At 73.2% G+C, this 11,396-nt stretch carries 9 protein-coding genes; 6 read left to right on the forward strand and 3 right to left on the reverse strand.

Features of this window, described 5'->3' with window-relative positions; genetic code table 11:
- Window positions 1-146 precede the first annotated feature (146 nt).
- Together DVA66_RS10980 and DVA66_RS10985 are read right to left on the reverse strand one after the other, a co-directional pair.
- On the reverse strand, window positions 147-1,163 hold the full coding sequence (locus DVA66_RS10980; protein ID WP_114560125.1) for a transketolase family protein: 1,017 nt from the start codon (window positions 1,161-1,163) through the stop codon (window positions 147-149).
- Window positions 1,160-2,017: a transketolase gene (locus DVA66_RS10985; RefSeq protein ID WP_114560126.1), complete on the reverse strand. Its 858-nt coding sequence runs from the start codon at window positions 2,015-2,017 to the stop codon at window positions 1,160-1,162. Before DVA66_RS10985 ends, DVA66_RS10980 begins: the two co-directional genes overlap by 4 nt.
- A 245-nt stretch (window positions 2,018-2,262) precedes the next feature.
- Here DVA66_RS10985 and DVA66_RS10990 point away from each other — a divergent pair, with 245 nt between their 5' ends.
- Both DVA66_RS10990 and galE read left to right on the forward strand, forming a co-directional pair.
- Entirely contained in the window at window positions 2,263-2,922 is a 660-nt protein-coding gene (locus tag DVA66_RS10990; protein ID WP_114560127.1) for a GntR family transcriptional regulator, read from the forward strand.
- A 75-nt stretch (window positions 2,923-2,997) separates the two neighbouring features.
- On the forward strand, window positions 2,998-4,011 hold the full coding sequence (gene galE / locus DVA66_RS10995) for a UDP-glucose 4-epimerase GalE (RefSeq protein WP_114560128.1): 1,014 nt from the start codon (window positions 2,998-3,000) through the stop codon (window positions 4,009-4,011).
- Window positions 4,012-4,088: 77 nt separating this feature from the next.
- On the opposite strand, the gene DVA66_RS11000 is transcribed toward galE, so the two are convergent.
- A complete protein-coding gene (locus DVA66_RS11000) occupies window positions 4,089-4,634 on the reverse strand; it encodes a peptidase (protein ID WP_232821902.1) in 546 nt (181 codons plus the stop codon).
- Window positions 4,635-4,801: 167 nt separating this feature from the next.
- Between DVA66_RS11000 and DVA66_RS11005 the strand changes: the two genes are divergently transcribed.
- The 4 genes from DVA66_RS11005 to DVA66_RS11020 form a co-directional block, all read left to right on the forward strand.
- Window positions 4,802-6,286, forward strand: coding sequence for a pyridoxal phosphate-dependent decarboxylase family protein (locus tag DVA66_RS11005; RefSeq protein WP_232821903.1), 1,485 nt, complete (start codon window positions 4,802-4,804; stop codon window positions 6,284-6,286).
- Entirely contained in the window at window positions 6,283-7,677 is a 1,395-nt protein-coding gene (locus DVA66_RS11010; RefSeq protein ID WP_114560130.1) for a lysine N(6)-hydroxylase/L-ornithine N(5)-oxygenase family protein, read from the forward strand. Before DVA66_RS11005 ends, DVA66_RS11010 begins: the two co-directional genes overlap by 4 nt.
- The gene (locus DVA66_RS11015) at window positions 7,674-10,061 is read left to right on the forward strand and encodes a GNAT family N-acetyltransferase (RefSeq protein WP_114560131.1); all 2,388 of its coding nucleotides are present in this window, start codon (window positions 7,674-7,676) and stop codon (window positions 10,059-10,061) included. Before DVA66_RS11010 ends, DVA66_RS11015 begins: the two co-directional genes overlap by 4 nt.
- A partial coding sequence (locus DVA66_RS11020; RefSeq protein ID WP_198671671.1) for a penicillin acylase family protein occupies window positions 10,058-11,396 on the forward strand: 1,339 nt, incomplete at its 3' end. The genes DVA66_RS11015 and DVA66_RS11020, both read left to right, overlap by 4 nt.

Consider the following 11,396-nt stretch of genomic DNA (forward strand, 5'->3'; position numbering starts at 1 on the left):
GGCCGGCTGGGAGCGGGTCGACGACTCCCAGGTGATCCAGACCTACCGGGGCTGAGGGCCCCCACCGCCCGGGACGACGGACGGGCCCCGGTCCGGAGGCTCCCCTCCGGGCCGGGGCCCGTCCGTGTGGTGCCTCGGGCGGGCGCTCAGTCGGGGCGCTCGGTCCGTCCGGGCCGCAGCAGACCCTTGACCCGCTCGACGATCTTCGCGGTGGACACCCCGTAGCGGTCGTTGAGCGTGGGCAGCGCACCGGCGTCGAGGAACTCGTCCGGCAGCCCCACCGGGGTGATCTGGCGCACCACGCCGTCGCGCACCAGCACATGGGCGACCGCGTCGAAGAGCCCGCCGATGACGGTGTGGTTCTCGCAGGTGAGCACCAGCCGGTCCTTGGCCAGCTCACGCAGCACCGTGTCCTCGTCCAGCGGCTTGAGGGTGGGCACGTGCAGCACGGCGACGTCGACCTTGTCGGCCTCCAGCGCCCGCGCCGCCTCCAGCGCGCGCTCGGTCATCAGCCCGGTGGAGACCAGCAGCACCTCACCTCCGTCGCGCAGCAGCGCCGCCTTGCCGAGCTCGAAGGTGTAGTCGTACTCGTCCAGCACCCGGGGCACCTTGCCGCGCAGGACGCGCAGGTAGGTGGGCCCGTCGGAGGCGGCCAGCTGCGGCACCGCCTGCTCGATGTCGACGGCGTCGCAGGGGTCGACGATGGTGAGGTTGGGCATCCCGCGCAGGATCGCCACGTCCTCGGTGGCCTGGTGGGACGGGCCGTAGCCGGTGGTCAGCCCGGGCAGCGCGCACACCATGTTGACGTTGAGCCCCGCCTCGGCGATGTCGAGGCAGAGGAAGTCGTAGGCCCGCCGGGTGGCGAAGACGGAGTAGGTGGAGGCGAAGGGGACGAACCCCTCCATCGCCAGCCCCGCGGCCATCCCCAGCAGCGCCTGCTCGGCCATGCCCACCTGGTAGAAGCGGTCGGGCATCGCGTCGCGCAGGATGTGCAGGTCGGTGTACTTGGCCAGGTCGGCCGACAGCCCGACCACCCGCTCGTCGCGCTGGGCGAGCTCGACCAGCGCGTGCCCCAGCGGGGCTGCGGTGGTGCGCTGGCCCTCGCGGGCCAGCGAGGCGCTCATCGCGTCGGAGGTCAGTCTCTTGTTCACGGTGGTGCTCATGCCTCGAACGACTCCTTCAGCTGGCGGTGGGCCTTCTCCCACTCGTCGGGGGCGACGGACATGAAGTGCAGCTTCTCCCGGTTCTCCAGGAACTCCACGCCCTTGCCGAGCTTGGTGTTGACGACCAGGCAGCGGGGCTGGTCGGCCTCGAGGGCGCGCAGCTCCTCCAGCGCGCCCAGCACCGCGGCGACGTCGTTGCCGTCGACCCGACGGACGACCCAGCCGAAGGCCTCGAACTTGCCCTCGACCGGCTCCATCCCCAGCATCGCCGAGCTCTTGCCGTCGGCCTGCTGGTCGTTGAAGTCGACGACGGCGATGAGGTTGTCCAGCCGGTGGTGGGCGGCCACCGCGGCGGCCTCCCAGGTGGAGCCCTCGTTCAGCTCGCCGTCGGAGAGGATGGTGTAGACGAAGGCGTCGTTCTGCTTGCGCTTGAGCCCGAGGGCGACGCCGTTGGCGATCACCATCCCGTGGCCCAGCGACCCGCCGGAGATCTCCACCCCCGGGGTGTAGGAGGCCATCGCCGACATCGGCAGCCGGGAGTCGTCGGTGGCGTAGGTCTCCAGCTCGGACTCGGGCAGGAACTTCGCCTCGGCGAGGGCGGCGTAGAGGGCGATGGCGTAGTGCCCGATGGAGAGCAGGCAGCGGTCGCGGCCCTCCCACTCCGGATCCTCCGGGCGCAGGTTGAGCTGGTCGGTGTAGAGCACCGCCAGCACGTCGGCGAGATCGAGGGCCTGGCCGATGTAGCCCTGGCCCTGGACCTCGGCCTGGACCAGGGCGTTGGTGCGGATCCGGAAGGCCGCCTCCTTGATCCGTTGCAGCCGCTCGGGGTCGAACGCCGCGGTGTGCGTTGGCATGGGTGGTCACCTCGTGGTCGTCGGTTCGACGGCGGGGGCGCCGACGGCACCCGCCGCGCGGATCGCGCCGTCGGTCGTTGACAGCGGGATGCGGTGTCACCAACCCTAGGTGACCCACTGTCGACAGTCAACACTGGAACGGGTCGCCCGGCCGGGCGCGGGCCGCTCACTACACTCGTGCAACGCCCTGCAGCCGCCACCCGGCGGCAGCTCTCCACCCGCCGACGCGAAGGACGCCCGCCACCATGGCCGCTCAGACCGCCGCCCTCACCGGGCTCGCCCGGGTGAACCTGCGCCAGCAGGCCCTCACCGCGCTGCGCCGGGCGATCACCACCGGTGCGCTGGCCCCGGGCACGCACCTGGTGGAGACCGAGCTGTCGGAGCAGCTGCAGGTCAGCCGCGGCACCCTGCGCGAGGCCCTCCGCCAGCTGCAGCAGGAGGGGCTGGTCTCGGCCGGCCCCCGCGGCTGGTTGTCCGTGCGCACCCTCGGCGCACCGGAGGTGCTGGACGTCTTCGCCGTCCGGGCCGCGCTGGAGTCGATGGCGGTGCGCACCCTCAGCCGTCGCGAGGACCGGGCCGCGGTGGTCACCGCGCTGCGCGAGCGGGTGCGGGCCATGGAGCAGGTCGTCGACCGTCCGCTGGAGGACCGGGTCGAGGCCGACCTCGACTTCCACCGGGCGCTGTGCGAGCTCACCGGCAACGCGACCCTGCTGCACACCTGGCAGGCGCTGGAGGGCTCGATCCGGATGTCGATCATGTGGGCCGGCACCGAGCGTGCGGTGAGCAACATGCGGGTGGACCGGCACGCCGCCATCGTCGACGTCATCGACGCCGGTGACGTCACCGCGGCGGTCGACTGCGTGCAGGCCCACATGGACGAGGCGGCGGCCAACCTCGTCAGCTGAGCGCCGGCCCGACGGGTGCCCCCGCAGACCGTCACCCGTGGCAGGATCGGGCAGCGGAGAGGGAGGACTGACACCATGGACGTGCTGCTGACCGGCGGAGCCGGCTACATCGGATCCCACACCGCGGTGGTGCTGCTCGAGGCCGGGCACCGGGTCGTGGTGCTGGACGACCTCAGCAACGCCAGCCAGGAGAGCCTGCGCCGGGTCGAGGAGATCACCGGCCGCAGCCTCACCTTCGTCCGCGGCGACATGCTCGACCAGGCGCTGGTCGAGCGGGTGCTGCGCGAGCACGGCATCGACGCCGTCATCCACTTCGCCGGCAAGAAGGCGGTGGGGGAGTCCACCCGGGTGCCGCTGGACTACTACTCGGTCAACGTCGCGGGGACGCTGTCGCTGCTGCGGGCGATGCAGGCGACCGACGTGCGCACCATCGTGTTCTCCTCCTCCGCCACCGTCTACGGCGAGCTCGCCGTCGCGCCGTACCTGGAGAAGATGCCGCGGGACGCCTTCAACCCCTACGGCCGCACCAAGGAGCACATCGAGGACATCCTCACCGACGTCGGCGCGGCCGACGACCGGTGGCGGATCGCGCTGCTGCGCTACTTCAACCCGGTGGGCGCCCACCCCTCGGGCCGGATCGGTGAGGACCCGCAGGGCATCCCCAACAACCTGGTGCCCTTCATCGCCCAGGTGGCGGTCGGACGCCGGGAGAAGCTCGTGGTCTTCGGCGACGACTACGACACCCCTGACGGCACCTGCGTGCGTGACTACCTGCACGTGATGGACCTCGCCGACGGCCACGTGCGGGCGATGGACTACCTGGCCGACCACGGCGGGGTGCACATCTGGAACCTCGGCACCGGCCGCGGGCACTCGGTGCTGGAGGTGCTGCACTCCTTCGAGAAGGCGGTCGGCCGCCCCATCCCGCACGAGGTGGGCCCGCGCCGTCCTGGCGACATCGCGGCGTTCTGGGCCGACGCCTCCCAGGCGCTGACCGACCTCGGCTGGGTCGCCACCAAGTCCCTGGACGAGATGACCGCAGACCACTGGCGCTGGCAGCAGCAGAACCCCGACGGCTTCGCCGCCTGACGCCCGACTCGACGCCCTGAGCCTGTCGAAGCGTCGTCCTGAGCCTGTCGAAGGGCGGACGAACCCGCGCCGAGCGCTCAGGCCGCCAGCAGCACCGACAGCGCGGCGGTGTCCGCGTCGGAGTAGGGGTCGAGGTCCTGCCGGTTGACCAGCCGCGTCACGGTGCCGGCGGCGTCGGACTCCACCCAGCTGGCCCGGTGGTCCAACCCCAGGTAGGGCAGCCCCGGCAGGAAGATGCAGCCCGAGGCGACCTCGTGCTCAGCCACGCTGGGCACCGTGGTCGAGGGCGGGTGCAGCACCAGCAGACCCATCGGCACCGGCGGCTCGATGCACCCGGGCCCGAGCGCCTCCTCACCGACCAGCGTCCCCTCGGCGACCACCAGCCCGACCATCTCCGGCGGCGGTTCCTCGACGCGGTCCTCGCAGACCCGGAACACCGTGCTGCTCGGCAGCAGCCCCGGCACCGCGGCCACCCGGACGGCCAGGCAGAGCACCTTCGACCACTCCACCAGGTCCTGCGGCCAGCGTCCGCTGAGCAGGAACCCCGACAGCACGCCGTCGGACTGCAGCGGCGAGACCTCGACCGCCGGTGCGCGGTACCCCTCCATGTCGACCTCCAGCACGAGCCGATGATCACCTCATGATCACGCCCTACCCGCCTGCTGCCAAGCATCACCTCGTTGCGATCTCGTGACGGTGCGACGCGTCTCACCTCCGGCCGCGGTTGACAGCACGACGTCAGGTCATGTGAGGCTTACCTTGCTAAGGGATGCCTAAGAAAGGACCTCCGGTGCGCCAGCCCGCCCCCGCGGCCAGTCACCTCCTCGACGCCGGTTCCGCCGACGCCTACCGCTCGGCGATGGCGCAGGCCACCGAGCTGGTGGCGAGCCGGCTGACCACCGTCGACCGGCCGTACTCCGGTGCCAGCCTCGAGCAGCTGACCCGCCTGGTCGACGCCGTCGACCTCGACCAGCCGGTCGGCACGGTCGAGTCGGCGCTGGCCGAGGCCGCCGAGATCTACGCCGACCACGCGGTGTGGTTCCACGAGCCCCGCTACCTCGCCCACCTCAACTGCCCGGTGGCGGTGCCCGCGGTCGCCGCCGACGCCCTGGCCAGCGCCATCAACACCTCGGTCGACACCTGGGACCAGAGCACCAGCGGCACCCTGATCGAGCGCCGGCTGGTGCGGTGGACCTGCGAGCGGATCGGCTTCGGCGCGACCGCCGACGGCGTGTTCACCAGCGGCGGCACGCAGTCCAACCTGCAGGGTCTGCTGCTGGCCCGCGAGGACTGCCGCGACCGGCTGCCCGTCGAGCTGGGACGGCTGCGGGTGCTCGCCACCGCGAACAGCCACTTCAGCGTGACCAAGGCGGCCCGGCTGCTGGGGCTGTCCACCGACGCCGTCCGCGACGTGGCCGTGGACGCGTCCGGTCGGATGTCGCCCGAGGCGCTGGTCGCCGAGCTGGACGCCGTCCGCGCCGCCGGTGACGTGGTGATGGCGGTGGTCGCCACCGCCGGCACCACCGACCGCGGCGTCCTCGACCCGCTCGCAGAGGTGGCCGATGTCACCACCGCCGCCGGGGTCTGGCTGCACGTGGACGCCGCCTACGGCTGCGGGCTGCTGGTCTCGCCGACCCGCCGGCACTGGCTGGACGGCATCGAGCGGGCCTCCTCGGTCACCGTCGACTTCCACAAGAGCTTCTTCCAGCCGGTGGCCTCCAGTGCGTTGCTGGTCCGCGAGGGCGCCGACCTGCGCCACGTCACCTACCACGCCGACTACCTCAACCCCCGCCAGGCGGTGGAGCCCAACCAGGTCGACAAGAGCCTGCAGACCACCCGGCGCTTCGACGCGCTCAAGCTGTGGCTGACCCTGCGCGTGATGGGCGCGGAGACGATCGGCCGCCACGTCGACACGGTGATCGACCTGGCCGCCGAGGCCGCGGCCCTGGTCACCGCCGACCCGGACCTGGAGCTGCTCTGCCCGCCGCGGCTGAGCACCGTGCTCTTCCGCTACCGCCCCGCTGGGGTCACCGTCGCCGAGGCGGACCGGCTCAACCCGCTCATCCGCAGCCGGCTGTTCTCCTCCGGCCGGGCGATGGTGGCCGGCACCACCGTGGACGGCCACGGCTGGCTCAAGCTGACCCTGCTGAACCCGGCCACCACCCCCGCCCACCTGCGCGAGGTGCTCGACCTGCTCGTCGACCACGGGCGGGCGCTCGGCGGACCGGTGCCGGCCGAGGAGGACGTCCTCGAGCTGGTCGGGGACGCCGGGTGAGCGGCGTGCGCGAGGCGGGCGAGCACGACTTCGTCGCCGTCGGGCTCGGCCCCTTCAACCTCGGGCTGGCCGCCCTCACCGACCCGCTGGACGACCTGGACGGCGTCTTCCTCGAGGCCCGGGACGCCTTCTCCTGGCACCCCGGGATGATGCTCGAGGGCGCCACCATCCAGGTGCCGTTCCTGGCCGACCTGGTGACGATGGCCGACCCCACCTCGCCGTGGTCCTTCCTCAGCTACCTCAAGCAGCACGGCCGGCTCTACCCCTTCTACATCCGGGAGAGCTTCTACCCGCTGCGCGCGGAGTACGACGCCTACTGCCGCTGGGTCAGCACCCGGCTGCCCAGCATCCGCTTCGGCCGGACCGTCCGCAGCATCACCCACGACGGCGACGGCTACCGGGTCGAGGCGGTGCTGGCCGACGGCAGCACCGAGGTGCACCGCGCGCCGAGGATCGTGCTCGGCGTCGGCACCCAGCCCTCGCTGCCGTGGCCGCTGGACGGGCTGGACGCGCCGGTGGTGCACAGCGCGGACTACCTGCCCGCCCGGGACCGGTTGCGGGCGGGGGAGTCGATCACCGTGCTCGGCAGCGGGCAGAGCGCGGCCGAGATCTACCTCGACCTGCTGGAGGGCATCGGGGAGGGCGGCTACCGGCTGGACTGGGTCACCCGCTCCCCGCGGTTCTTCCCGATGGAGTACACCAAGCTCACCCTGGAGATGACCTCCCCGGAGTACACCTCCTACTTCCACGCCCTCCCGCCGGCCACCCGCGACCGGCTGGGCCGCGAGCAGCGCCACCTCTACAAGGGGATCAGCGGCGACCTCGTCGACACCATCTTCGACACCCTGTACCGGCTCAGCGTGGACGGCCCGGTGCCGACCCGGCTGCTCACCGGCGCCGAGCTGCGGGGCGCGTCCTGGGACGGGCAGCGCTTCACCCTCGACCTGCACCACCTGGAGACCGACCAGCCGTTCCAGACGTCCACCGCCGGTCTGGTCGCGGCCACCGGCTACGCGGCGAGGGTGCCGGCCTTCCTCATCCCGCTGGCCGACCGGATCCGATGGGACGCCCAGGGCCGCCTCGACGTCGGGCGCGGCTACGCCGTCGACCACGGCCAGTGCGAGATCTTCGTGCAGAACGCCGAGGAGCACACCCACGGCCTCAGCGCCCCCGACCTCGGCATGGGCGCCTACCGCAACTCGGTGATCATCGCCCAGATGCTCGGCCGCGAGGTCTACCCGGTCGAGGAGCGGATCGCCTTCCAGGAGTTCGGTGTCCCCGCCGACCTCGCCGTCGCCGACCCCCGCCCTCCTGCGGACCCCCACCACCACGCCCTGAGCCTGTCGAGGCGTCGTGCGGAGCCTGTCGACGGGGGCGAGGGCCTCCGATGACCACCACCCGACCCCACCACCCCGACCCCGTCGACGCGGGATCTCCCTGGACCGCGCCCCCGCGTCCCGGCACCGACCTGGGCCCGATCACCCTCGAGCCGCTCGACCCCGACCGCGACGCCGCGCTCCTGCACGGCTGGGTCGCCTCCCCGCGGTCGCGGTTCTGGGGGATGCAGGAGGCCGACCTCGACGCGGTCCGCGCCGCCTACGCCGCCATCGACGCCGACCCGTCCCACCACGCCTGGCTCGGCTCGGTCGCCGGGGTGCCGGCGTTCCTGGCCGAGACCTACGACCCGGCCCGCTCCGAGCTGGCCCAGCACTACCCGGTCCGCGACGGCGACCTCGGCATGCACGTGCTCGTCGCCCCGGGCGAGCAGCGCGTGCCGGGGTTCACCTCGGCCGTGTTCGCTGCGGTGATGGACTTCTGCTTCGCCGATCCGGCCGTCCGGCGGGTGGTGGTGGAGCCCGACGTCGGGAACCGGCTGGTGGCGGCCAAGAACGCCGCCGCCGGGTTCGTCGTCGACCGGCTGGTCCGGCTCAGCGACAAGACCGCCGCGCTCTCCTTCTGCACCCGCGACGCCTTCCGCACCAGCCCGCTCGGGCCGGAGCCCGCGCGGTGGCCCGACGACTCGGCCGCGCACCTGGAACCCGGGGTGGCCGCCCGGGCGCACCGGCACCTGGTGACCAAGGCGCTGGCGGAGTTCAGCCACGAGCGCCTGCTCGCCCCGCGGCGGCTGGAGGGGGACCGGTGGGTGGTCGATGTCGACGGCGGCCGGGTGCGCTACACCTTCGCCGCGGTCCGCCACCCGCTCGAGCACTGGGTCGTCGAGGCCGCCAGCGTGACCCGCACCGTCGACGGCGAGCCGCAGGAGCTGGACGTCCTCGAGCTGGTGGTCGAGCTGGCCCCGGTGCTCGGCATCCCCGACGCCCTGCTCGGCACCTACCTGGAGGAGGTCAGCAGCACGCTGGCCAGCCTGGCCTACAAGTGGACCTCCGCCACGGCGAGCGTCGAGGACCTGCTCGAGGCCGGGTTCCAGCAGATCGAGGCCGCGATGACCGAGGGCCACCCGGCCTTCCTCGCCAACAACGGCCGGATCGGGTTCGGCCGCCGTGCCCACGACACCTGGTCCCCCGAAGCCGGACGTCCGCAGCGCCTGGTCTGGGTGGCGGCCCGCCGCACGCTCAGCCACTTCGCCGCCGCCCGCGACGTCACCGAGGAGCAGCACTACCGCGACGAGGTCGGTGCGGAGGGCCTGCAGCTGCTGCACGACCGGCTGGAGCGGCTCGGCCTCGACCCGGCCGACTACCGGCTGCTGCCCGTGCACCCCTGGCAGTGGGACACCCGGGTGGCGATCACCTTCGCCGCCGACGTGGCCCGCCGCGACCTGGTCCACCTCGGCGAGACCGAGGACCGCTACCAGGCCCAGCAGTCGATCCGCACCTTCTTCGACGTCGACCGTCCCGACCGCAGCTACGTCAAGACCGCGCTCGCGGTGCAGAACATGGGGTTCCTGCGCGGGCTGTCGGCGCGCTACATGCGCGCCACCCCGGCGATCAACGACTACGTGGCCGATCTCGTCCGCGGTGATCCGACGCTGCGCGGCTGCGGGTTCTCGGTGCTGCGCGAGCACGCCACCATCGGCTACACCGGCAGCGTCTACACCCGGCTCCCGGCCGGCTCGCCCTACCAGAAGATGCTGGCGGCGCTGTGGCGGGAGTCGCCGGTGCCGGGGCTGGCCCGCGACGAGCGACTGGCCACGATGGCCTCGCTGCTGCACCGCGATGCCGGGGGCCGCTCGCACCTGGCGGCGCTGGTGCGGGCGTCCGGGCTGGAGGCCGAGGAGTGGGTGCGGCGCTACCTGCGGGTCTACCTGCGTCCGGTGGCGCACTGCCTCCTCGCCCACGACCTGGCGTTCATGCCGCACGGGGAGAACCTGATCATGGTGCTGCGCGACCACGCCCCGACGCGGATGATCATGAAGGACATCGGCGAGGAGGTGGCGGTGCTCTCGACCGACCGGCCGCTGCCGCCGGAGGTGGAGCGGGTCCGCGCACCCGTGGGCGAGGACGTCGCGGCGCTGTCGGTGCAGACCGACGTCTTCGACGGGGTGCTGCGCTTCGTGGCGGCCGTCCTCGACGTCGACGGGCTGCTCGACGTGCACCGCTTCTGGACGCTGGTGGCCGACTGCCTGGACGAGTGGGAGGCCGACCACCCCGCCCTGGTCGGCCGGCTCGACCTGCGCGCCCCGCGCTTCGCCCACTCCTGCCTCAACCGGCTGCAGCTGCGCAATACTCTGCAGATGGTCGACCTGACGGACCAGGCGAGCTCGTTGATCATGAGCGGCACGCTGGCGAACCCGGTGGCCCGGGCGGCGGCCCGGTGATCCCCGAGGTCCGCCGCGACGCCTGGGGCATCCCGCACCTGCAGGCTCCCGACGTGCTCGCGCTGGCCCGGCTGCAGGGCCGGGTGACCGCGCAGGACCGGGTCTGGCAGATCGAGCTGGACCGGTGGCGGATGGAGGGCCGGACCGCCGAGTGGCTGGGGGAGCCCGGTCTTGCCTGGGACGTCCTCGCCCGCCAGGTGCAGCTGGAGGCGACCGCACGCGAGGCCTACGACCGGCTCGGGCCGGAGACCCGGGCCTTCGTGGACGCCTACGTCGAGGGCGTCAACGAGGGGCTGCCGGCGGCCGCGGCCTCCTCGACCGAGCTGCGACGGCTCGGCGCCACGGACGTCCGGGCCTGGGAGCCGTGGACCCCACTGGGCATCTTCTGGGTCGCGCACGTGCTGTTCGCGAGCTTCCCCACCAAGCTGTGGCGGGCCACGGTCGCCGAGCGGCTGGGTCCTGGGGCGGTCGGGCTGCTCGGCATCGAGGGCGAGACCGGCAGCGGCAGCAACGCCGTCGTCGTCGCGGGCCGGCACACCGCCAGCGGTCGTCCGCTGGTGGCCGGCGACCCGCACCGGCTGCTGGAGATCCCCGGCGTGTACGCCCAGGTGCACCTGCGCTGCCCCGGCGTGGACGTGCACGGCTTCACCTTCCCCGGCGTCCCCGGTGTCCAGCACTTCGCCCACGCCGGCCCGGTCGCCTGGGGCATCACCAACGCCATGGCCGACTACCAGGACCTCTACGCCGAACGGCTCCGCCGCGTCGACGACCGCTGGGAGGCCGAGGGCCCCGACGGCTGGGAACCCGTCGACGCCCACGAGGAGACCCTCACCGTCCGCGGCCCCGCCCCCAGCACCACCACCGTCACCTGCCTCCGCACCGCCCGCGGGCCGGTGGTCACGGGCCTGGAACCGCCCGCCCTCGGCGTCCACGGCGCTCCCACCCACTCCCTGCGGGTGCCCAGCCAGGTGCTCTCCGACCTCGGGTTCGAGGCGCTGCTGCCGCTGCTGCGGGCTCGCTCGGTCGCCGACGTCGAGGCGGCGCTCGAGCACTGGGTGGAGCCGGTCAACAGCGTCGTGGTCGCCGACGTCCACGGCGCCCGCCACCTGCTGGCCGGCAGGGTCCCGGACCGCTCCGAGGCCCTCACCCTCCAGCCCGGACGGGCCTGGGTCGCCGCGGACACCTGGCGCGGCTGGCGCGAGATGCCGCGGCGTGACGTCCCCGACCTCGAGGTAAACGCCAACGACCGGGCCAGCGGCGGCGGCCTGGGGCCGGAGTACGCGCCGCCGCACCGCGCCCGACGGCTGCGCGAGCTGGCGCTGGCCAGCCGCCCGG

Origin of the sequence: Desertihabitans aurantiacus, assembly GCF_003344635.1 — a bacterium.
Lineage (GTDB): Bacteria > Actinomycetota > Actinomycetes > Propionibacteriales > Propionibacteriaceae > Desertihabitans > Desertihabitans aurantiacus.